We start from the raw sequence: 23,354 nt of genomic DNA on the forward strand, positions 1-23,354 counted from the left end.
AGCCGGCTACAGGGTAGTTTCAAACCGTGAGAGCGTTCAGGCGGATTTATTACGCTGCCGAAGCACCGTTTCGTATGGAGATAGCCGAGCGCTCGCGGGCGCGGGTGCAGGAGCGCCTCGCCCGGCTCGAACAGGAGTTCGGCTCGACGCCGGTGGACCAGACCACTTTTTCGGTGGGTACGGAGGCGTACCAGCGCGCTGTCGAGCGCTCACGAGAGGGACAGGTGGATGTCCACGCGTTCGTCCACAATGAGTCGGGCGACGTGTTGCTGAGCAACGCTGACGGGTCTTGGGAGGTCCCCACGGGCCAGACGCAGGGGGCCGAACGACCGGCGGGAGCGGTCAAACGGGTCGTCGCCGAAACCGCCGGCGTCGCGTGTACGGTTCGGGACGCGGTTCGGGCGACCATCTGTGGCGTGCGAAACGAGGGTGACCCGGACGCCGAGACGGTGTACCGGCTCAGTATCGTGTTCGACGCCGAAATCAACAGTACGGCGCTCGACGACAGCGATAGCACCGAGATAGCCGAGGAAGACGGGGCGTCGATTCGATGGGACGACGCCGGTGACGTCGCGGTCGCAGAACTGGTTTAGATAACGCCGGTGACTGTCGCTGCCTCTATCGCCGCTTCTTCGCTCATTCCGTCCCCGAGTACGGTGTAGCGGTCGCGAATCTGGTGGGCCGTCGTCAACGCCTCGATCACCGTCTCGTCGTCGATGCCGAGTCCATCTGCCGTCGTTGGCGCGCCGATGGCCGCCAGCGCGTCTCTGGCGTCTTTCCACTTGCCTTTCTGGCCGCTGTGGAGGTACTCCGTCATGATAGAGCCGACGCCGACCTGGTGGCCGTGGAGCGCGCCGTCGGGGACGAGACGGTCCAACTGATGAGAAAACAGGTGTTCCGCCCCGCTTGCCGGCCGAGAGGAGTCGGCGATGGACATCGCAACGCCGGAGGAGACGAGCGCTTTCACGACGATCCATGACGACTCCTCCAGCCCCTGTTTTATCGAGTCGGCGCTTTCGACGAGCATCTCGGCGGTCATCTGGGAGAGCGCGCCAGCGTACTCGGAGTAGTGGACGTTCTTCAGCCGGTGGGCCAGTTGCCAGTCCCGAACCGCAGTGTAGTTCGATATGATGTCGGCACAGCCGGCGGTGGTCAGCCGCCAGGGGGCCTCCGCCAGCACCTCGGTGTCGGCGATGACGGCCAGCGGCGGTTCGGCGGCGACGCTGTGACGCGTATCGCCTTCGGGGACCGAGCCCCGGCCGGAGACAATGCCGTCGTGGCTTGCGGCCGTCGGGACCGAGACGAACCCCAGCCCAAGGTCGTCGGCGGCCATCTTCGTAATGTCGATGGCCTTCCCGCCGCCGACCCCCAGTAGGAAGCCAGCGTCGATGTCGCTCGCGTGGTCGATGACCTGCTGCACAGCGTCGAAACTGGCCTCCTCGATGACGATTTCAGAGGGGTCGTACCCCGCGTCCTCGAACTGTTCGACGACCCGCTTGCCGGCGACGTCGTGTGGCGTCGGACTGGAGACGATGAGCGGCCGGCCGGTCAGGTGGAGTTCGCTGACGGCCTCGATTGTCTGCCCGAGGACCCCGTGCCCGACCACGACGTTGCGGGGCAAGCGGATCCAGGTGCGTTTCTCGAACATGGTAGCCTGTCCCCGGGCACGCGTGAAAACAGTTTAGGTGTAACTGGGGCTTCGACTGCGGCGGCAACTGAAATCCTTTGACAACTATCACACAGCAGTTTTCCAAAAACAATTATTAACATCACCGTTTGGGTGCGCCTGTCATGGCACATGACACGACTGACGACGGCATGCGAGCGTCTCGGCGGGCATTTCTGAAAGCGACCGGGGTGGCCACGGCGGCGGCCACGACCGGCGCAGGTGTTGGGACCGCCACAGCGCAACCGGACGTCGATTCACTCATCGGAAACCTCACACTGGAGCAGAAAGCGGCCCAGATGACGCAGGTCGCAATCAGCTCATTCGAGGCAGAGCCCGCGGAATCAAACGTTCCCGACAGTTTTGGGGTCGACACAGTCGGCGAGTACTTCAGCGAACTCGGTATCGGGTCGATACTCTCCGGCGGAGCTGAGCCACCGAGCTTCGACGCCAACGAGGTGGCTCAGGGTATCAACGCCCTGCAGGAGTATAACCTGAACAACGCAGACCACGACATCCCGTTCCTCTACGGCGTCGACGCGACACACGGGAACGGCCTGCTGGAGGGAGCGACGGTGTTCCCCCAGCGGCTGAACATGGGTGCGACGCGAGACCTAGATCTGATTGCGGAGGCCGAGCGCCACACGAGCGATGCGGCGGCGTCGATGGGCGCTCACTGGACGTTTGCGCCGACGACGGACCTTCAACGGGACCCCCGCTGGGGGCGCTTCTTCGAGGGTATCAGCGAAGACCCGAAACTCGAAGCGGATGTCTCACGGGTCCGAGCGCAAGCACTGGAGGACGACGACCGGCTGACGGCGTGTGTCAAGCACTTCGCGGCCTACTCCATCCCGAACAACGGCAACGACCGCGCCCCGGCCTCGACGTCCATGCGCGACCTCCGGACGAACATCCTCCCGCCGTACCGGGAGGCACTGGAGTCCGAACCCGGGACGGTGATGGTCAACAGCGGCGCGATAAACGGGATTCCGGCCCACGCCTCCCACTGGCTGTTGACGACGCTGCTCCGAGACACCTACGGCTACGAGGGGATGGTTGTCTCGGACTGGGACGATCTCAACCGGATGATCACGAACCACGATTACGCGCCCGATTTCGAGACGGCGACCGAGATGGCGATCAACGCCGGCATCGACATGTACATGATCGGCAACGGTGGCGACGCGCCGGGACCGGTCCAGTTCATCGACACCGTGGTGGGCCTCGTCGAGGACGGGGCGATTCCGATGGCGCGCATCGACGAAGCGGTCCGCCGGATTCTCGAACTGAAGATCGATCTCGGTCTGTTCGAACAGCCGACGGTCGACGAGTCCCGCATCGGAAACGTGCTCGGCGGCGCACAGGAGGCATCGGAGACGATGGCCAAGGAGTCGCTGGTCCTTCTGAAAAACGACGCGGACACGCTCCCACTTTCGGGCGACGAGAGCGTCCTGCTGACCGGACCCGGCGTCGACGGCGACGGCAACAACACCCGCGCGCTGATGCAACACGGCGGCTGGACGCTCGGCTGGCAGGGGGCAAGCGCCGGCGGCCCGTATCCGCGTCAGAACCTTCTCGAAGACGAGCTCCGCGCTCGGGTCGGCAGTCTCACCCATGTCCCCACGTCGTACGAGAACACCACCTAGTGGGCTGGCGAGGGCGACGGCGAGAACCAGCAGAGCGACGAGAACGGGAACTTCGATTTCACCGACGAACAGCGCTCTCAGGTCGAGTCAGCGGCTCCCGGAGCCGACGCTGTCGTCGTGGTGCTCGGCGAGGGGACCCACAACGAGGGCTTTGGCGACCGGGACGAACTGGCCCTCGACGAGTCCCAGCAAACCCTCCTCGACACCGTCGTCGACGCCACCGACGATTCGACGCCGATCCTCGGCGTCATGCTCGCCGGCGCGCCGCGGGGGTCCCCGGACACATTCAGCCACCTCGACGCCCTCCTGTTTGCCGGCCAGCCCGGCAGCGACGGCGGGGTCGCCATCGCCGAGACGCTGGTCGGCGAGTCCAATCCGTCCGGCAAACTCCCGTTCAGTTGGCCCGAGAACGTCGGCACCGCGCCCGTACAGTACGACCGCTACGACCCGACCTCGACGGGCGGGACGGACAACACAGCCGTCTTCGAGTACGGCCATGGACTCTCCTACACCGACTTCGAGTACGGCAGCGTCTCGGTCACACAGCCCACCGTCGGCAACCCGGCCAATCAATCCGAGGTGACCGTCAGCGTCGATGTGACAAACACCGGTGACATGGCCGGCGAACACATCGTTGAGGTGTTCAACACCCAGTCCTACGGTTCGGTACTCCAGCCGATGCGCCGGCTGCTGGGCTACGAGCGTGTCTCACTGGATTCTGGCGAATCCACCACGGTGGATGTGACTGCTGACCTGACGGCGCTGGAAGTCGTGCCGGGTGACGTGCTCGGACTCGCCCCGAAGGTCGTCGAAGCGGGAGAGTACGAACTCACGGTGGGCCAGAACGGCCCAACGACAACGCTGACTGTCCAGAACACGGCGAGCATCACTGACCCGGACCCCGTTCCGGGCCTCCCTGACGGGTCTGGCGGCAACCCCGGTCGGGGCAATGGAAACAGTGGGAACGGGAATGAGAACGGGAATAGCAGCAACCGCGATCCGACGATGGAAGACGTCGTCGACCTCCTCGATGAGGTTCGCCGGCGTTCCTGAGGGGGCCGTCGCGGTCTAATACCGCCTGTTTCGGGGACAGCTCTGTCCCGTAGACCACTACCCAGCGTCGACACATGTCGGCCCGCTCCAGCTCCCACTAGTTGTTATATACTCTCGGAGACACGACCTGACACGGCAACCCTGTAAGATGGAACCAATCGACATGCTCTGACCCGTTCACTATGCCTGACTCCACACGCCAGCCGAACGCGACAGTTCGGGACCGACTCCAGCAGTACGGACTCTCCGAGACAGAGGCCGACACGTATCTCGCCGTCGTCGAAAGGGGACCGGCAACGGCCCGGACAGTGGCCGAAACTGCAGGAATCTCTACGAGCTACGTGTACGACATCTGTGATTCACTGGCCGCGACCGGCTTCGTCACCGTCGACGACCACCGAACGCCGACAGTCATCCGTGCGACGCCCCCGTCGGAGGCCTTCGGCGCGCTGAAACGGGAACTCGACACGCTGGAAACGGCGGTCCAATCCCGGTACGAGGATCCCTCGACAGACGACAACTCTTTCGAGGTGGTCAAGTCCAGACCGACCATCGTCAAGCGACTGGAACAACACATCGACGCCGCCGACTGCGAGGTCGTACTCCAGCTCCCGGCTCGCCGACTGCCCGATCTTCGCGAGCCGCTGTGTCGCGCCCGTGAGCGAGGTGTTCTCGTACTTCTGACACTTTCCGGCTACGACGCCGAGTCGATGACGCTGGAACTGGACGGCGTCGCCAACGCGGTTCGGCTCGGCCTCGGTGGTTCGCCCTCATTGCTCGCGACGGACCAGCAACGCGGGTTCGTCTCCCCGTCGACGATGCTCAGCTGGGACCACGACGAAACGAACGCAATCACGTTCACACAGGATGCCGTCGCGGCGGTGTTGGTCGGTTCCTATCTAGGCAATTACTGGCCTATCGGCGAGGAAGTTCTCGTCTCGCGGCCGCCGTCGCTCCCGGCCCGGTACGACATGTTCCGTCCTGTCGTGTTCACGACAACGCTCGCACTCCGGGCCGGCGAGTCGGTCGTCGCCGATCTGTACGCCCGGCCGACAGGCTCAGACAACGAGTTCGAGGTGCTGACCGGCGACGTGGTCGATGTCCGGCAGAACCTCCTCGACCCAAGCAGCAGCGACTTCGGATTCGAGAACTCGCTGGTCATCGACACGGGACAGGAGCGGATCACTGTCGGTGGGTACGGCGCGTTCCTCGAAGACTACGAGGTCAAGCATACAACATTGCACCGAGCGTAGGAGTCACTCGGTCAGGCGGTCGATGAGCGCCGCTTCCACCTCGCGGTCGGGCCCGTACTCCCGGCCGGTCCGGTCGTTCTCCCGGTGTTCGGCGACGGTCACGGCCAGCGCCGTCTCATGGGGCGTCGACGACCAGCCCAGGTCGCGGAGTCTCGCCGTCGATAGCAGATGGGGTGAGTCGCGGTAGATAGGGAAGTCATCAGGAGCGAGCCCCGCCGCCGCGAGTTCGCGTTCGCCGACGCCGATGGCCTCGACGGACGTGTCGTGCACTCTGGCGAGCAGGTCGACCCACTCCCGGAGCGTCGGCGCGTGCTCGTCACCAACGTTGTACGCCTCGCCGGCCGTCCCGCGTTCCGCAACGAGGCGGAGCGCACTCGCCACGTCCTCGACGTAGGCCATCTGCCAGAGGCTGAGGCCGTCGCTGGGGACAACTACTTGCTCGTGCTCGACCACACGGTCCACCCAGTAGGCAAAGCGCTCGGTGTAGTCGTGGGGCCCGTACACGACGGTCGGCCGGACGCTCATCGCCCGCACACCGTCCTCGGCGGCGGCGAACACCTCGCGGTCGCCTTCAGCCTTCCGTGGCCCGTAGGTCTCTGCGCTATCGGTTGTGGCCTGTTCAGCAGTGCAGCCTGCAAGCGGCGTCTCTGCCTCTCGTTTGGGCGTCCGTTCGGCACCGTAGGCCGCGCCGCTTGAGATGTACACGTACGCGTCGACATCGGCAAACACGTCGGTCGCCACCCGGACGTCGTCCGGAAAGTACGCCACACAGTCGACGACGACATCCGGTTCGACCTGGTCGCGAGCAGTTTCGAGTGTGACCCGCTCGCGCCGGTCGCCTTCGACGTGGGCGACATCGGTGTCCGCGAACGGGTTTGAACGCTGTCCGCGGGTGAGAATCGTCACGTCGTACCCTGCGTCGCGAAACTCTGTGACTGTGTGTCGACCGATGAACCGACCGCCGCCGATGACGAGGACACTCTCCATACACCGTGCTCGGACGGGACCAGCAAAACAGTGTGGCTCACCGTCAGCGTCTGCCGCGGGTCCATCGATTGACGACGATTAGTATCAGGGCGACGAGCAGCCGGTTTTCTCCGCAGAACGGGACACTGTGGCCCGAGGTCTCCATTCAGGTCGGTATCTCACCCCGCTTCCGTCGTGGAGATTTTTACGTACCCAGCGCGTAATACGCCCAGTGGCAGGTAACTCGCGTGCTGTGTCCTCGGTCATTTCAGTTATCCTCCTCGTGGCGGTCACTGTCGTTCTTGCGGCAGTGCTGTCAGTGGCGACGCTTGGCCTCGCGGAGAAACTGGATGATACAGCGCCTGTAATCGGCCAATCGAAGGGCGAGTTCGCCACACAGGATGGGTTCGACGGGGGCATCGTCCGCATCACGCACGTCGCGGGAGATGTCGTCCGTGTCTCGGAAATCGAAGTGGCAGTCAGTGCCGAATGTAGCGGCGACGGGACTGAAAAACACGGGCGGTTAGTCAATCTCCCGGCAAAATCCGGTGACCGGCCACAGGGGGACAACATCGAGGGCGACGATATCTTCGACGAGAGTTCTGGCTCGCTCACGGAGCGCGGTTCCGATGATACCGGGGCGCTGGTTACAGACGAGTTCCGCCCCGGAGACGTGATTGTCTTCCGGATAGCAGGCGGAGACTGTGACTTACTGTCGGGCGATACGGTGACCGTTCGAGTGGTGCACACCCCGTCGAACGCGGTTATTATCCGACAGGGATTAACTGTATGACTCGGTAGGGACGCTGTACGGCCCGTCCCGATATCGATACGCCGCCGTGCACGAACCAGTCGTCATCACCGGCGAGCGACACAGCGGAATAAAAGCGACCGAGGCGCTCCCTCGTGCCTGCGATCAGTTCCCGCTCGTCGCGTTTGTCACGTTCGTCGAGAACCCGGTGTCAGCGCTGGAAGAATTGCCGCCGCCGCTGCTCCGACCGGTCTGCAGGATTATCGGTGTTCCTTCGTCGTCAGTCGCCAGAATGACTTTATCCGAGTCATCGATGCTCTGGACGTACTGCTGTTTCAGCACGACCGGGTTGTCCCGAAGCGCTTCACCACGAATCTCGATAACCCGGGCATCGGCCTCGGCCTGGACCTCTTTCCGTTCCTTGTCAGCTTCGGCCTGTTGAATCTCGAACTGCTTCTCTTCGACGCGTTGCTTTGCGATTTCCTTATCGTTGAGCGCCTGATCGTACGAGTCCGGGAGGTCGACGTCACGGACCTGCACCTCTTCGAGGACGAGCGCTTCACCCTCGAACGCGGATTCGAGTTTCTGCTGTGCCGCCTCACCAAGCCGTTCGCGGCCGTTGCTCGTGTATATCTCACTCGTCTGGATACCGGCGGCTTCGTCACGGAGTTGTGACCGCACAGACGGTCGGATAAGTCGCTCTTCTGCTTGCCTGACGTTCCGCCATTCGGTGACGAACCCTGCTGCGTCCGCTTCCTCGACCTTGTACCGGACGGTAATGTCGATATCGACTGTTGTCCCGTTGATCGTCTGGACGGTCACCGCGTCAGACTGTACCGCTCTGTTCCCTTCGCCCTGGGTACTTGCCATGGTGTAGGTCCGTGGCCGTATCTCTACGTCTTGAACGGAGTCCTTGACTGGCACGATGATGTGTGCGCCCGGCTGGAGTTCGTCGCCAGTCACCGCACCGAACGACTTCTGGACGCCGACGTGGCCTTCCGGGACCTGATGATAGCCACCGAACAGCGCTGTCGCGACGACAAGGGCGGCCACGACAGTGACAGCGACACGGAGGCCACGACCGAAATCGAGGTCTATGTCCGAGCCGGAATCAGGGTCAGGGCCGGGGATGTCACTCATGCTGTGCTCCGATTCGATACCACGGTTGGTTTACAGGGACCATATCACGCACTTTGGCCCGACAGCTATAGGGCCAGCGGTTGATTGTCACGGTATCTCATCACGGCATACAGACTACCCCCTCAATTGCGGTCAGAATCGGTCGGTAGCCGACTGCTGTCCAGAAGAAATGAAAACAGCGCTTCAGTCGTCGGTGGAGGCGACGAAATCAGTCTCAGCCGCGCCGGCGCTTGGCGCGGCCTTTGCCGGCGGTTCGTTGCGAACGTCGTCGCGCTCGCGGTCAGCGATGACCTCGGCGTAGGCGTCGGGCATCACCTTCGTGAAGTTCTCCACTTCGGCGTCCCAGTTCTCCAGTAGTTCCGCCGCGCGGTCGGAGTCGGTGTAGGCGGCGTGGTTCTCGACGAGGCGGGTGATCATCTGGCGGTCCTTGCCCTCCAGCGTGTCGTCGAGCGACACCATGCCGGTGTTTGCCTTCGCCGCGAACTCGCTGTCGGGGTCGTAGACGTAGGCGACGCCGCCGGACATCCCGGCCGCGAAGTTCTTGCCCGTCTCGCCCAGCACGACGATTGCGCCGCCGGTCATGTACTCACAGCCGTGGTCGCCGACGCCTTCGACGACGCCCTTGACCCCGGAGTTGCGGACGGCGAAGCGCTCGCCGGCCATGCCGTTGACGTAGGCCTCGCCCTGGGTCGCGCCGTACAGCGCGACGTTGCCGATGACGATGTTCTCCGTCGGATCGAAGGGGGCGTTCTCAGGCGTGTTCAAGATGAGTTTTCCGCCCGACAAGCCCTTGCCGACGTAGTCGTTGGCCGTCCCGGTCAGCTCCATCGTCACGCCCTGTGCGAGGAACGCCCCGAAGGACTGGCCGGCCGTGCCGTCGAAGTCAACCCGGATGGTGTCGTCCGCAAGGCCGTCGCTGGCGTGCTCGCGGGAGATGCGGTTCGAGAGCGTCGCCCCGACCGCACGGTCGACGTTGGTGATGTCGGTGTCGATAGCGACCGGGTCACCGCTGTAGATGGCATCCTCAGCGGCATCGATGAGGTCCCAGTCGAGCTGTTCGTCGACCTCGTGGGTCTGTTCGCGTTGCTTGTAGCGGCCGTCGTTGTCGGCCGGCTCCGCGATAACAGCGGAGAGGTCGAGCTTCTGGGCCTTCGGCTGTGACACGTCGTCGCGCTGTGCCAGCACGCTCGGTCGACCGATCATCTCGTCGATGGTCTCGAATCCGAGCTCGGCCATGATTTCGCGGAGCTCCTGGGCCACGAACGTCATGTAGTTGATGACGTGCTGGGGCTCGCCCGGGAACCGCTCGCGGAGGTTCTCGTTCTGCGTGGCGATGCCGACCGGACAGGTGTTCTCGTGGCACTGCCGGGCCATCACACAGCCGGAGGTGACCATCGAAGCGGTCCCGAAGGTGTACCCCTCAGCACCGAGCAGGGCGGCGACGGCCACGTCGCGGCCGGTCTTCATGCCGCCGTCGGTGGTCACCTTGATGCGCGAGCGCAGGCCGGTCGCCCGGAGCATCTGGTTGGCCTCCGAAACACCGAGCTCCCACGGGAGGCCGGCGTTCTTGATCGAGGTTTTGGGCGACGCCCCGGTCCCGCCGTCGTGGCCCGAGATGTGGACCACGTCAGCGTTGGCCTTGGCGACGCCGGCCGCGATGGTCCCGATGCCGTCCTCGGAGACCAGCTTGACGTTGATGTCGGCCTCGGGGTTCGAGGCCTTGAGGTCGTGGATGAGTTGCTTGAGGTCCTCGATGGAGTAGATGTCGTGCAGCGGCGGCGGCGAGATGAGGCCGACGCCCGGCGTCGCATAGCGGACGTGGGCGATCATCTCGTTGACCTTCTTGCCGGGCAGGTGGCCACCCTCGCCGGGCTTCGACCCTTGGGCCATCTTAATCTGGAGTTCGTCGGCCGACGCGAGATAATCGGAGGTGACGCCGAAGCGACCGGACGCGACCTGCTTGGTCGTACACTCCTTCTCGGTGTCGAACCGCTCGGGGGGCTCGCCGCCTTCGCCGGTGTTGGCGTTCGCGCCGAGCCGGTTCATCGCGATGGCGTTGTTCTCGTGCATCTCGGGTGATAGCGACCCGAGCGACATCGCCGCGGTCTCGAAGCGCTCGACGATGTCATCGACCGGTTCGACATCCTCGATTGGGATGGATTCGCGGTCGGAGTCGAACTCAAGCAGGCCACGAAGGGTCTGGAGCTCCTCGTTCTGGTCGTTGACCAGCTCGGCGAACTCTTTGTACGTGTCGTAGTCGCCCATCCGAACGGCCTGTTGAATCTTACCGACCGTGTTGGGGTTCCACTGATGATGGATGCCGTTCGAGCGGAACTCGTACTCGCCCTGGCGGGGCATATCCGGCTCTTCCTCGCTCCAGGCAATCTCGTGGCGCTGGGTGAGGTCGTCCTCGATTTCTTCGATGCCGATACCTTCAGTTCGGCAGGTCGTCCCCTCGAAGTACTCGGCGATGAAATCAGAGGAGAGGCCGACGGCCTCGAAAATCTGGGCTCCCTGGTATGACTCGACCGTGGAGATACCCATCTTGGCCATCGTCTTCAGGAGGCCGTCCTCGACGGCAGTGATGTAGGCGTCGATAGCGTCGGCCAGGTCTGCGCCGTCCGGCCCGGCGACGAGGTCCTCGATGGTCTGGTAGGCCAGGTAGGGGTTGACCGCGCCAGCCCCGTAGCCGATGAGCGTCGCGAAGTGGTGGACTGCCCGCGGGTCGCCGGACTCGACGACGAGTCCGACGTGGTTGCGGAGGCCGTTGCGGACGAGGTGGTGGTGGATGCCACCGACGGCGAGCAGGCTCGGAATCGGCACGCGGTCCTCGCCGGCGTTCCGGTCCGAGAGGACGAGGATGTCGTGTTCCTTCGCTGCAGCGTCGGCTTCGGCCCGCACGTCTTCGACGGCCTGGCGGAGGTCGCCGCCCTCCTCGTAGGTGATGTCGAGGACCTTCGTCGACATGTCGTTCGCGTCGAGGTCCTTGATCGACTGGGTCTCCTCGTCGGTGAGGATCGGCGAGTCCAGAACGAGCTGTCGGGCGTGGCCCTGGCTCTCGTCGAGGATGTTGCGCTGGTGGCCCAGTCGGGACTCCAGTGAGGTGACGAGTTCCTCGCGGATGTAGTCAAGCGGCGGGTTGGTCACCTGGGCAAACAGCTGTTTGAAGTAGGTGAACAGCGGGCGGTTGAACTGCGAAAGGACCGACAGCGGCGTGTCGTCACCCATGGAGCCGACGGGGTCTTTCCCCTTCTCGGCCATCGGCTCGATGAGGTGGTCGACCTCATCGTAGGTGTAGCCGTACATCGCCTGGTGGCTCCGGAGCGCGTCCGACGGGTCGCGTGGGGCGTTGTCCTCGCGGTCGGCGACGTCGCCGAGATCGACCTGTTCCTCGGCCACCCACTCGCCGTACTTGTCGTCGGTGATGTCGTCGAACACTTCGGCGTCAGGGATGACACGCCCTTCTTCGGGGTCAGCGAGGAAACACTGGCCGGGCTGGAGCCGGCCGCGCTCCTGAATTTCGCTAGCATCGTGTTCCAGTGCGCCGGCTTCGGACGACATCACGAGCGTGTTGTCCTCTAGCACGTCGTAGCGACACGGGCGGAGACCGTTGCGGTCCAGCACTGCGCCGATGCGGTCGCCGTCGGTCGCGGCGACGAGCGCCGGGCCGTCCCACGGCTCGACCAGCGAGGCGTGGTAGTCATAGAAGTCACGCCGGTCGCCGGTCACGTCGTTCATCTCACCGCGCCAGGCTTCGGGGATGAGCATCCGCAGGGCGTGGGGGAGGTCACGACCGCCCTGTAGGAGGAGTTCGAGCGCGTTATCCACGCTCGCAGTGTCTGACTGCTCGGGGTCGTCGATGATGGGCTTGATTTTCTCCAGATCTCCTTCGAACTCGTCGCTCTGGATGTCCGTCTCCCGAGCGCGCATCCAGTTGATGTTCCCCTGAATCGTGTTGAACTCGCCGTTGTGGATGACGCGGCGATAGGGGTGCGCGAGGTGCCACGCGCCCAGTGTGTTCGTCGAGAATCGGGCGTGGACCATCGCGAACGTCGACTGCATGCGCTCGTCTTCCAGGTCTGGGTAGTAGTCCTCGAGCTGTTCGGCCTTGAGCAGGCCCTTATACACCACCACGTCGGTTGCGAGCGAGACGACGTAGAAGCGCTCGTGGCCCGGCGGTGTTTTCTCCTCAACAGTGTTTTCGAGCGCCCGGCGACCGATGTACAGCTGATTCTCGAAGGCGTCGCCAGTCTTGCCCGCCGCAGAGGTGACGAAAAATTGGACGATGTCGGGTTCTGATTCGAGCGCCGTCGCGCCAAGGTCGCTGTTGTCCGTGGGAACGTCGCGCCAGTCGAGGATGTCGAGGCCCTCAGCGGCGAGTTCTGTCTCGACGAGGTCTTTCAGGCTCTCGGCAACCTCATCGTCCTGCGGGAGAAAGAGCGTGCCGACGGCGTACTCGCCAGCGGGTGGCAAGTCGGCGTCGACTTCGGCAGCGAAAAACTCGTGTGGAATCTGGAGCATGATGCCTGCTCCGTCGCCCGTGTCTTGCTCGGCTCCTGTCGTCCCTCGATGTTCGAGGTTGTCGAGGAGTTCGAGTCCGTCCGATACAACCCAGTGGTCGCTGTCGCCGTCGAGGTCCATGACGACCCCGACACCACAGTTCGACCGTTCGTCCGTAGGATCTGCAAGCCCGGCGTCGCCTGCAGAGAGACCTGTCTGTCGCTCAACCATGTGTTTCATGACTTGGGATGCCACTATAAGAGGGTAATCCTAATGGTATTAGTGTTGTTTAACCCCACATTAGGGTGTATATATTCCTCACGATTGTTTGAACTGTATCATCATTTATAAACCGTTGTCCGAGGGATGTCGGTTTACACGGTGCTCAGCCGAGTACGGGTGCAGGTGACTGCTCGATACCCGAAACGTAGGCCGTCATGTCAGTTGTAGTCAACATGCCGACGACACCTTCCGTCTTGTCGACGACCGGAAGGTGATGGACGCCGTGGTCCAGCATCAGACTTGCGGCCGCCTCGACGGGGTCGTTTGCCGTTACTGTGACCGGGTCCGTCGTCATGAAATCAGACACAGTTAGCCCCGTCGTATCGCCATCCTCGGCGGCGATCTCGACGAAATCCGTGGAGGTGAGAATCCCCCGCAACTCTCTGTCAGTATCGACGACAACAACAGAGCTGATGTTCTCGTCGAGCATTCGCTTGGCGGCCGCTTTCGCGTTCGCATCTGCGGCAACAGTGGTGACTGGCGATGACATAATTCGTCCGACAAATACGTCGTCCATGACATTCGGTAACATAGGACGGCATATAACCGTGTTGGTTCCGGATATCGACACATCTCACCAACTGAGAAATATATAAGGTGTTAATATTCTGCTCTCGCTGTGATGTATTCATTCGCTCGAACAGTCGCCCGCTATCTCAGGTAATCTACCTCGACCAGTCAGAAATCACAAGACTGTTTATGTCTTTTTGCTGATGCGAGCTGCCCGATGAGACATAGTACTCACGAGGGTATCTGTTCGCCGTTTGGCGTTTGTATGACCCTAGTCTGACGGCGATTTATATACATAGGGACAGCAGTAGTCATTGGGGGCACGGAGGAAAATGTCACACGCTCCCCGACCCCATCCTTCCTTCATACTGCCTGCGTCGTGAATATATGTATCACCTGTAGGTGACAACATGTTTCATGCGAGCACAGCCGGCAGTAGCAGCGGCCCGGCAGTTATCTGTGCAAGCCCCTCGTATATGAATTAAATCATGTCTACTCAGGGTCCCAGCGTCGCCATCGCCTGTCAGGGTGGCGGCAGCCACAGTGCGTTTACCGCCGGTGCGCTGCAGCGACTCCTGCCGGCGGTCGACGCCGAGCACAATCTCGTGGGATTGAGTGGCACCTCCGGTGGCGCTCTGTGTGCGGTCACCGCCTAGTACGGCCTGCTCAGCGAAGGCCCCGACTATGCCGGGGAGCTACTGGAGGACGTCTGGTATGATGTCGCCGCGACGACGCCGCCCTCATTCCTGCTGAACGAATCTCTCGTGTGGCACAAGCGACTGCAGAACCGAATGCTCCCCGCGGCCGATATCTCGCCCTACGCGACGCCAAGCGCCGTCAGCCACGACTGGTACCTATCGCTGCTTGACCGCCACATCGCGTTCGAGGAGTTCGACAGCCTCGCCGACGAGGCACCGCCACACGTGACTGTCGGCACAGTCAACGTCAACAGCGGCGTGTTCGAGACGTTCACCGACAACGCCATTACAGCAAACACCGTTCTGGCATCGGCTGCGTTCCCGCTGCTGTACAAGGCCGTCGAACTGAACGGCCACTGGCACTGGGACGGCCTGTTCTCACAGAATCCGCCGATTCGGGAGTTCCTGACCAGCGACCGGCCGAAACCAGACGAAATGTGGATTATTCAGATTGAACCACAGACCCGGGAGGACCGGCCGACATCGTTGGCAGAGATCACCGACCGTCGGCAGGAACTGTCCGGGAATCTCTCGCTGAACCAGGAGCTGTTCTTCGTCCGGAAAGTCAACGAGTGGGTCGAAAAAGGGTATCTCCCCGATGAGTTCAAGCACGTAGAGATTCGGCGACTGACCCTCGATGAGAAGCTGACAGCAGCCTCGAAACGTGACCGCGACCCCCAATTCATCGAGGCCCTTATCGAAACGGGTCGAGCTGAAGCCGACGCGTTTCTGGATCAGTTGCCGGGGTAACGGCCCTCAGTAGCTCTTTGCGAAGTACGCCGTCTCCTCGGCGTCCTCGCCGCAGATAGCGCAGTCGTCGTGAATCGGCTCCTCGTCGCGGTCCAGCGGGACCATCACAATCTCGGCCGCGATAGCGTCCTTGATCGGTTCCTCGCAGTCCTCGTCGCCACACCAGCCACACTTCACGTAGCCGCCGTGTTGGCCGATAGTACCTAGAATCTCTTCGCGGGACTCGGCCTCGCGGATTTCGCCCTCCAGCGTCTCTTCGGCCTCGGCGTACAGCTTGGCGTGGACGGTGTCAAGGTGGTCGGTGACGGTGTCAGCGATGCCATCGCGGTCGACCGTCTCGGTCTCGCCGTCGGGCCGGTGGACGAGCGTCGCCTCGCCGTCCTCGACCTCGTGAGGGCCGATTTCGACACGGAGCGGCACGCCGTGGAGTTCGTGTTCGTTGTACTTGAAGCCGGGATTGCGGTGTTCGCGGTCGTCGAGTTCGACGCGGACGCCGGCCTCGTCGAGTTCGGCGGCAAGGTCGGCGGCGTAGTCGACAACCTCGTCCTTGTTGTCTTCCTGCCAGATGGGGACGACGACGACCTGGTCTGGTGCGAGTGCAGGCGGGAGCACGAGCCCCTGGTCGTCGGAGTGAGTCATGATGAGCGCGCCCATCGCACGCCAGGACAGCCCCCAGGAGGTCGTGTGGGCCGTGTTCTCTTCCTCGTCGGCGTCGGCGTAGGTGATATCGAACGCCTCGCCGAAGGAGGTCCCGAGGTAGTGAGAGGTGGCGGCCTGGACGGTCTTGCCGTCGGGCATCAGCGTCTCGATGGTGGTCGTGGTGTGTGCGCCGGGGAACTTGTCGTGTTCGGGCTTGCGGCCCTTCAGCGGCGGCATCGCCATGACCTCCTCGTAGAGGCGGGCGTACTGGTCCAGACGGGTCATCGTCTCCTCCCACGCGCCGTCCTCGTCGGCGTGGGCGGTGTGGCCCTCCTGCCAGAGGAACTCCTTCGTGCGGAAGAACGGCTTTGTCTCGGTGGCCTCCCACCGGACGACCGAACACCACTGGTTCAGTCGCATCGGGAGGTCCCGGTGTGAGCGGGTCCACTGGGCCATGAACGGAGCGATAATGGACTCGCTGGTTGGCCGGACGGCGAGGCGCTCCTCGAGTTCGTTGTGGCCGCCGTGTGTCACCCACGCGACCTCGGGGTCGAACCCCTCGACGACATCTTTCTCCTTCTCCAGATAGCTCTCGGGAATAAACAGCGGGAAGTAGGCGTTCTGGACGCCGGTGTCCTTGAACCAGCCGTCGAGGTTGTTCTGGATACGCTCCCAGATAGCGTAGCCGCGTGGACGCGTGACGATGAACCCGCCCATAGGGGCGTAGTCCGCGAGGCCGGCCTTCTGGACGACCTCGGCGTACCACTCGCCGGGTGAATGCTCCTTGCTCTCGGTGATGCCGAGTTCCTGCTCGCTACTCATTAGGTGTGTCGTGGCCCACGGCGCTAATAAACTCCCCGAAGGGTGGTGAGTCGCTGGCACGCCGACTGGAGCCGGCGTGAGCACTGTTATACCCGGACCGTGAGTTCGTTGCCCGGCTCCGGCCGGCCGAAGGCCGCCGCTGCAGAGCCGCCGCGCAGGAACAGTTCTTGATAGGGGTCCCCGCCGCCTGCGGAGCCGGGCACGATGGCGAGAGAGCCCTCGGGAACGTCCGACACAGCGTTTCTGACAACTACATCCCGGGACTCGTCGTTGAGTTCGACGGTCGCCGTCTCCCCCGCCGGATTGAACTCCGAGGTTCGAATCGAGGTCTTGACGTTCCCGTACCCGTCGACGTGACAGACGACGGACTCGGGCGGGGTGGGCACGTCGTCAAGCGACCGCTCCGACCCAAGTGCGGCGCGGTTGCCGTTTGCGACCTCGGCAACTCGGCGCGGGAACACGTCCCGCGAGCGGAACTGGCCGGTGTCGGCCGGCAGTTCGACCTCGCGGAAGGTCGTGGCGTGGTCGGCGATAAACGAGAGGTTGTAGCCGGCGTCGACAGCGACGACGGGGACGCCGTTGTCCAGTTCGAGATAGCACAAAGGTCCGCCGGTGTCGGCCCGCTCAGGCGTCGACTCCGTGGTTCGTGGCGCGGTGTTAGAGTAAATCAGCAGGTCGTCGAACGAGGGGTTGTGGATCCCGAGCTGTGCGATCCAAAAGCCCGTGGCGACCGTCGAGAACGGCTTGACCTCGGTCGACTGGACGGTCATCGTCGGGTCGGCGGCGGTGAGGCGGTGGACGACCTCCGAGAAGGCCGGGTCGGCCGGACCGTAATCCGCGATAAGATGGACGAACGTGCTCATGTGAAGCTCTGGTCGCTACCACGTCGGTGCGCCTGTATAATCTTGTGCCTCGGTGACAAGGACGCGGTATCGGCCGGATTCAGCGGGGCCGCTCTCTCAGGCCCCAATCGTCGTCAGTGAGGCGATTGAGTCGGCGACGCGGCGTTGCATCCCAGTCCCGGTAAATCCCGGCGCAGGGTCGACGGCCTGTGCGTAAAACTCCGATTCGTCTTCGACGAACTCGACACAAAGTGCGCGCGCACCGAAGCGGTCCAGTAACTCCCGGACGCGAGCCGCGAGCGTCACCTCGACGGTCTCCTCGCTGATGACGTGGTCCAGCCCGGTGACCTCCGACCGGACCTGAATCGCTCGCAGATGGGTCTCACGGCCGTCGTTGACGGCGAAGTACTTGTATTCCACCGGCTCCTCACGAACCCGAGCCTGATAGAAATCGCCCTCGTCGCTATCCGCTGGCACACCGTCCCACGAGTAGCGAGTCCGGGCAACGTAGTCACAGTCCGGCTTCTCGAACCAGACGGTCGGGACCTGACAACCGACCTGCTCCAGCCCGTGTAAGGCGACGAGCCGGCAGGCAAGCGCCGTCGTCGGCAGGAATCCGTTCCACGTCTCGATGCCAGCCCTGTCAGCGTACCACAGTGCACTAAACGACTCGGGGCGGAGCGTCGTGTTGACAAGTGCAGCCAGGTCGTCGATATCGGCTTTGGCCACCGGGTTTCCGGGGCGGAGAAACTGGACGTCGAACCCCCGTGCGGAGAGCCGCTCTGCGACGGCACCGAACACCGGGTGTTCAGGCTCGCAGATGAAGCCGATGCAGTCCATACCGCCACGTCTCAGCGGGCCGATAAAAAAGTCGCGCAAAACCGAACGACTGAGGCATCGTGATTCCGAAGTTGATGTCTGATGACACCGCTCAGTATTGGGAGCCACCTCGGCACCGGGGGCTGGGACATCGCCGCCGTTGTTGTCCTCTCTGCTGTGGCCGGAGCAGTTCTGTGTGGGCTCGCCCTGGCCGCGTACCGACAGCGCGGGACTCGTGCATATCTGCTGATTGCGCTCGCGCTCACCGCGCTGTTTGTCCGTCCACTCGTCGCAGTGCTGTCGGGCTTTTCCGTAGTCTCGGGACCGACACACCACCTACTCGAACACGCGCTCGATACCCTCTTTGTCGTCCTCGTCCTCGGCGCAGTGTACTACGCGCGAACAGTCGAGAAGCGCCTCGACGAGGAGGGAGTATGAACGACACCAGAGCGCGGATTTACCGCCATATCGAGTCCAATCCAGGCGTCCACTTCCGAGAGCTAACGCGGGCGCTGGACCTCGCAACAGGACAGGTCCAGTACCATCTGGCTCGACTCGACCGCGTGCACAGCGAGTCGGTCAACGGGCGCACACACTACTATGCGGCGTCGTTCGATTCCTGGGAACGCCGCACCATCGCTTTCCTCCGCCGAGAGACAGCGAGAGATATCCTCGTGACGCTGATAGAGTGCGAGCCAGCCCGCCCCGACGAGGTGGCCGACCACCTCGACATCGCCCGGAGTACGCTCGAACACCACCTCAGCGGCTTGGTTGAACACGATATCGTCGAGAAGCGCCGGAGCGAGGGACAGGTGACGCTGGCGCTCTGCCGGCCGGAGTTGACTGTCGAACTGCTCACAGCGGTCGACCCCACGGCCTCCGAGCGCCTGTCGGACCGCTTCACCCGGTTGCTCGACCGACTCTTCGAGAGTGGGTAGCCCGATGACTGGCACGGCAGCCCCGCCGATTTCGAGTCCCGTACCACAACCCAATTGCACGGGCAGTCCATAGAGTAGGTGATGACTGAACGCGGGATTTCCCGACGCGAGTTCGCCAAGAGCGCCGTCGCCATCGGCGGCACCGCGGCGCTGGCCGCGTGTCTCGACCGCGGGTCGGGAGCAGTACCCGAAGGAACCGACGACCCCGCGTCGCTCCCGGAGCGCCAGCACGCCTGGGACGCGTCGCTGGCGACCGACGACGCGGGGAACCACCGACTGTCGCGCCACCACGTCCTCTTGCTACTGGATTACGCCGGCGACGGGACGCCGACGGACGCCGACCGCGAGCAGGTCGAGACGGCGCTTCAGGACCTAGAACAGGCATACGAGTGGAGCAACGAAGGGTTGCTGTTCACGCTCGGGTACAGTCCGGCCTACTTCGACCGCTTCGAGGCCGACATCGCCGGCGTCGACCTGCCCGAACCAATGGCGCTTGCCCCCTTCGAAGACCCCGAACTCGACACGCCCGACGCCCTGCTTCACCTCGCCAGTGACGACGAGCGCGCCGTCATTGAGGCCGAAGAAGCGCTGAAGGGCAATCGGGACACTGCGAACGAGCACGAAATGAGCGCTACTTTCGAGGGCGTCCTACAGGAGGCAGAGCGCCGGACGGGATTCGTCGGGGCCGGCCTGCCCGCCGAGAATCAAGACGTCGACGGCGTTCCGGACTCCGAGCCGGTTCCAGAGGAGGCCCCGCTGTTCATGGGGTTCAAGTCCGGTTTCAAGGAGAATCAGGCCTCCGAGGACCGTGTGACGGTCGACTCGGGGCCGTTCGCCGGCGGCGCGACACAGCACCTGTCGAAGATCCGACTGCAACTCCAGCAGTGGTACGAACAGGATTCACGGGACCAGCGTGTCTCGAAGATGTTCTGTCCGGCCCACGCTGCCGAAGATAAGGTCGAAGGTGTCGGCGAGAACCTCGGCACGGACAACGGTGCTGGCGAGTGTCCCGAAGACGTGGTTGACAGCGGTCGGCGAGAGGGCGTCGTCGGGCACGCACAGAAGATGTCTCGCGTCAGGGAAGACGGAACGCCGACCATTCTCCGCCGGGACTTCAGTTCGACCGACGGCGGCGAGGCAGGGCTGCACTTCCTCTCATTGCAGCGCTCTATCGCCGACTTCGTCGCGACGAAACAGGCGATGAACGGGACGGACGTCGCCAACGACTCCGCCGTCGGCCAGCGGGTGAACAACGGCATCCTCCAGTACATGACGGTCACGCGACGCGGGAACTACCTGCTCCCGCCGCGTTCGCTGCGGGCGCTGCCGCCGGCCGACCCGGCCTGACCGGTCTGGTCAGGACACCGGCTCGCGGTTCTCAACTGACTCGCGTTCGAGCGCGTCGGCGCTGACACTGTAGCGGTACGACTGGGTGAAGTAGTCGGCTATCGGGCCTTCAGTCGCCGTCGAACCGGCCGGCGGGTCAGTCGTTGATGACCCAGTACAGGTGACGATGACGTCGTATCCCCACGACTGGTCTGTGACAGCGTCGATGCGGCAAGCGAGCGTCATCTGGGTATGCTCGCCCTGCCAGAGACCGTTGTAGACGTGTCGGTATTCGTACTCGTACACGAACTCACTGACCGATGACTCGGTCAGCGTCGCGGGCTGGTCGGGTCGGTCTTTCGGACCGTCATGAAACTCGATTGTTCCTGTTGGGGGCGAAGCGGTCGTTGCTGTTTCTGACGATGGAGGTGACCCCGGCGACGGCGCACCGAAGCAGCCTGCGGTCAGGATTACGAAACCGAGGACTGCAATGCGGGCAGTTCTGGCGGGCACGCCCGTGAATGCACCGACCGGTGGCAAGTGTTTTGTGCCGCACAGTTCCCGCCGCGGGATTCGGCTATCGTACCAGAACGGTCTTTCAGACGAGGGCCTAAAGCCGGTCCATGAATCGCCGACAGTTCCTCGCCGGGGCCGGCCTCGCTGGCGCGACAGTCCTGGCAGGATGTGGCTCTCTGAGCTCCCAGTCGACGCGCGCACCCCCGCTGGTCGAGGACCGCCCCGACGCCACGTACCGTCCCACCCACGCCGAGGGGATGGGAATGGCCGGGATGGCACAGGCCGGCGAGTACATGGTCGGGCTGAGCTACTCCTTTCCTCACCGCTTCTGGACGGTCACCGGGACGACGGCCGAGAAGGTCGACATCCGGAGCGAAGACAGCGTCCACCTGATGGCGACTGTCTGGGACCCCGAGACCGAGATGGTCCTCCCGGTCTCGGCCGGACTCTCGATTACCGTCGAGCGCGACGGCGAGACGGTCGCCGACAAGTCTCCGTGGCCAATGATATCACAAAACATGGGCTTTCACTACGGCGACAACTACGCGCTCGACGGCGACGGCGTCTACCAGCTCTCGGTCCGCGTCAACGGGATGGGCGAACGCCGACTGGGGGCTTTCGAGGGGCGGTTCGGCGAGGCCGGGGAGGCCACGGTCGAATTCGACTTCGCACGGAACACCCGCGACCAGCTCTCCTTCGAGGAGTTTCCCGAGACACAGGGCGAACGCGCGGCAGTCGACCTGATGAACATGGACATGGTGCCGACCTCGCAAGTCCCGGAGGTGTCTGCGCTGCCCGGGACAGTCCTTGGGACGGACAAGGGAAGCGACGGTGTCTACGCCGTCACGTGGCTACAGGACGCCGGGTTCCTCGCCGAGAGCGAGTCGTATCTCGCTGTGTCTGCTCGGACGCCGTACAACCGCGTTCCCCTGCCGATGATGTCGCTCGACGGCACCGTAGAGTCCGACGGCGAAACGGTGTTTGATGACGCGCTGACCGCCGCGGTCCACTCTGAACTCGGATATCACTACGGGGCCATCGTCGAGACAACAGCGCAGGAGCCGTCTGTCGGTATCGACGTCGTTGCCCCACCACAGGTGTCTCGTCACGAGGGGTATGAGACGGCGTTCCTGACGACGCCGTCGTTCTCGTTTGGGGGCAACTGAGCCGCCCAAGGGCACCGGACCCTTAATGTGACTCGCTTGGCCGTCGCTCCGGACACTCCCTCGGAGCTCCTCGCCGAGAGCAGTTGGGGCTCCGGAGACTCGGCGTCACCTGTTAGAGATGACGTGACGCCGATGGCCTGTGTACCACCTCTGATCACCTCCCGTACCGCCGCGGTCCCTAGTCGAACCACTCGGTGTACTCGTCGCAGCTGCGGCACTCAGCACGGATACTCCATTCGTCTCCGCGCTCGTGCGAAGAGGGTGCCACCCTATTTATCCGGACGTCCACCGACCCACATTCTGGACACTGGCTCGGAACTTGCTCATCAAACATGTATGAGTGCCATCCGTGTAGTTGCCAGATTGACCTTCTGCCATAATATTTGTTTCCCAAAGCACATAATATAACGTATTTCCGGGTGAGACGCAGCGGCTGAGCCTGGCAACGAGTCCGATACTGTACTCCCCAGCGGTGTTACTCCACAGCGAACGGACTCGCCGCCTGTTGCCACGGCCAGCCCGGGACCCGGGTCTGAACTCCGGCCGCCAGCGCGGCGTCGAGATCGTCAGCGCCGGCGGTGTCCGTGTCGTTCCCGTGAGCTCGCACGTCCGCGACGTGAAAGGTGGCTTCTGCGAGCAGACGGAGCGGTTGCTCGCCAGCGATCATGGCTGCCAGCTCACGGCCCAGCAGTTCGTCAACGACGAAGCCGGGGTAATCGTCCTCGACATCGAGTTCACGCAGGAGTCGAACGAGCGCAGCCACGTTGACCGCGCGGTCGCCGTCGGCGAACACCTCGTCGATAGCAGCCGTGTAGGCCTCATCTGTGAGGGTGTCGACATCCACGCCGAACTGAGACCCGAGGTGGGCTCGCGTCTCGTTTATTAGCGGGACGACATCGCTCACTCGGTCCTGCACCCACTCGTACTCCTCGTCGACGGTTTCAGGTGTCAGTCGCATGCCGTCGTCTCACGTGGAGGCCGCTTACCGCTTGTGGACACACGCAACGGCGACTGCAGGACAGTTCGGACCGCCGTATTGCGAAGGCTTTTATAACACGAGGGGGATACTGA

General features: G+C 63.4%; 17 protein-coding genes and 2 pseudogenes. 9 read left to right on the forward strand and 10 right to left on the reverse strand.

The features are described from left to right. Positions 1–74: 74 nt before the first annotated feature. Positions 75–593: an NUDIX hydrolase gene (locus C437_RS09360; RefSeq protein WP_004516701.1), complete on the forward strand. Its 519-nt coding sequence runs from the start codon at positions 75–77 to the stop codon at positions 591–593. On the opposite strand, the gene C437_RS09365 is transcribed toward C437_RS09360, so the two are convergent. After that, entirely contained in the window at positions 590–1,648 is a 1,059-nt protein-coding gene (locus C437_RS09365) for an NAD(P)-dependent glycerol-1-phosphate dehydrogenase (protein ID WP_004516702.1), read from the reverse strand. The genes C437_RS09360 and C437_RS09365 overlap by 4 nt on opposite strands. Positions 1,649–1,791: 143 nt before the next feature. Here C437_RS09365 and C437_RS21225 point away from each other — a divergent pair. Then, a pseudogene (locus C437_RS21225) lies at positions 1,792–4,365 on the forward strand (beta-glucosidase). 182 nt (positions 4,366–4,547) lie between these two features. Then, positions 4,548–5,618, forward strand: coding sequence for a TrmB family transcriptional regulator (locus C437_RS09375; protein ID WP_004516703.1), 1,071 nt, complete (start codon positions 4,548–4,550; stop codon positions 5,616–5,618). Positions 5,619–5,621: 3 nt separating this feature from the next. Here the strand turns inward: C437_RS09375 and C437_RS09380 are convergent, their stop codons facing one another. Next, complete coding sequence (locus C437_RS09380) at positions 5,622–6,605, reverse strand: NAD-dependent epimerase/dehydratase family protein (RefSeq protein WP_004516704.1); 984 nt, start codon at positions 6,603–6,605, stop codon at positions 5,622–5,624. A 211-nt stretch (positions 6,606–6,816) separates the two neighbouring features. Here C437_RS09380 and C437_RS09385 point away from each other — a divergent pair, with 211 nt between their 5' ends. Further along, positions 6,817–7,377 carry a type IV pilin gene (locus C437_RS09385; RefSeq protein WP_074654899.1) on the forward strand — a complete coding sequence of 187 codons (561 nt, stop codon included), beginning with the start codon at positions 6,817–6,819 and terminating at the stop codon, positions 7,375–7,377. Between the two features lie 123 nt (positions 7,378–7,500). On the opposite strand, the gene C437_RS09390 is transcribed toward C437_RS09385, so the two are convergent. The 3 genes from C437_RS09390 to C437_RS09400 form a co-directional block, all read right to left on the reverse strand. Then, complete coding sequence (locus C437_RS09390) at positions 7,501–8,475, reverse strand: prohibitin family protein (RefSeq protein ID WP_004516706.1); 975 nt, start codon at positions 8,473–8,475, stop codon at positions 7,501–7,503. A 183-nt stretch (positions 8,476–8,658) separates the two neighbouring features. Beyond that, positions 8,659–13,206, reverse strand: coding sequence for a glutamate synthase large subunit (gene gltB, locus C437_RS09395; protein ID WP_049919713.1), 4,548 nt, complete (start codon positions 13,204–13,206; stop codon positions 8,659–8,661). A 154-nt stretch (positions 13,207–13,360) separates the two neighbouring features. Continuing rightward, positions 13,361–13,774, reverse strand: coding sequence for a CBS domain-containing protein (locus C437_RS09400; protein ID WP_004516708.1), 414 nt, complete (start codon positions 13,772–13,774; stop codon positions 13,361–13,363). Between the two features lie 481 nt (positions 13,775–14,255). On the opposite strand from C437_RS09400, the pseudogene C437_RS09405 reads away from it, so the two are divergent. After that, a pseudogene (locus C437_RS09405) lies at positions 14,256–15,215 on the forward strand (patatin-like phospholipase family protein). Between the two features lie 6 nt (positions 15,216–15,221). Here the strand turns inward: C437_RS09405 and proS are convergent. From proS to C437_RS09420, 3 genes are all read right to left on the reverse strand, one after another. Beyond that, complete coding sequence (gene proS, locus C437_RS09410; RefSeq protein WP_004516710.1) at positions 15,222–16,676, reverse strand: proline--tRNA ligase; 1,455 nt, start codon at positions 16,674–16,676, stop codon at positions 15,222–15,224. Between the two features lie 86 nt (positions 16,677–16,762). Then, the gene (locus C437_RS09415) at positions 16,763–17,539 is read right to left on the reverse strand and encodes an SAM hydroxide adenosyltransferase (RefSeq protein WP_004516711.1); all 777 of its coding nucleotides are present in this window, start codon (positions 17,537–17,539) and stop codon (positions 16,763–16,765) included. Positions 17,540–17,635: 96 nt separating this feature from the next. Beyond that, positions 17,636–18,358, reverse strand: a complete 723-nt coding sequence (locus tag C437_RS09420) for a hypothetical protein (protein ID WP_004516712.1) — start codon at positions 18,356–18,358, stop codon at positions 17,636–17,638. An 81-nt stretch (positions 18,359–18,439) separates the two neighbouring features. Here C437_RS09420 and C437_RS09425 point away from each other — a divergent pair, with 81 nt between their 5' ends. From C437_RS09425 to C437_RS09435, 3 genes are all read left to right on the forward strand, one after another. Beyond that, entirely contained in the window at positions 18,440–18,775 is a 336-nt protein-coding gene (locus C437_RS09425) for a DUF7471 family protein (protein WP_004516713.1), read from the forward strand. Further along, on the forward strand, positions 18,772–19,275 hold the full coding sequence (locus C437_RS09430) for a winged helix-turn-helix transcriptional regulator (RefSeq protein WP_004516714.1): 504 nt from the start codon (positions 18,772–18,774) through the stop codon (positions 19,273–19,275). Before C437_RS09425 ends, C437_RS09430 begins: the two co-directional genes overlap by 4 nt. Positions 19,276–19,356: 81 nt before the next feature. Then, on the forward strand, positions 19,357–20,622 hold the full coding sequence (locus C437_RS09435; RefSeq protein WP_004516715.1) for a DUF7405 family protein: 1,266 nt from the start codon (positions 19,357–19,359) through the stop codon (positions 20,620–20,622). 9 nt (positions 20,623–20,631) lie between these two features. On the opposite strand, the gene C437_RS09440 is transcribed toward C437_RS09435, so the two are convergent. Next, a complete protein-coding gene (locus C437_RS09440; RefSeq protein ID WP_004516716.1) occupies positions 20,632–21,114 on the reverse strand; it encodes a hypothetical protein in 483 nt (160 codons plus the stop codon). A gap of 110 nt (positions 21,115–21,224) precedes the next feature. Here C437_RS09440 and C437_RS09445 point away from each other — a divergent pair, with 110 nt between their 5' ends. After that, positions 21,225–22,283 carry a twin-arginine translocation signal domain-containing protein gene (locus C437_RS09445; RefSeq protein WP_004516717.1) on the forward strand — a complete coding sequence of 353 codons (1,059 nt, stop codon included), beginning with the start codon at positions 21,225–21,227 and terminating at the stop codon, positions 22,281–22,283. A gap of 475 nt (positions 22,284–22,758) precedes the next feature. Here the strand turns inward: C437_RS09445 and C437_RS09450 are convergent, their stop codons facing one another. Further along, positions 22,759–23,241 carry a hypothetical protein gene (locus C437_RS09450; protein WP_004516718.1) on the reverse strand — a complete coding sequence of 161 codons (483 nt, stop codon included), beginning with the start codon at positions 23,239–23,241 and terminating at the stop codon, positions 22,759–22,761. Positions 23,242–23,354 lie beyond the last annotated feature (113 nt).

This window comes from Haloarcula vallismortis ATCC 29715 (assembly GCF_000337775.1).
Classification (GTDB): Archaea; Halobacteriota; Halobacteria; order Halobacteriales; family Haloarculaceae; genus Haloarcula; species Haloarcula vallismortis.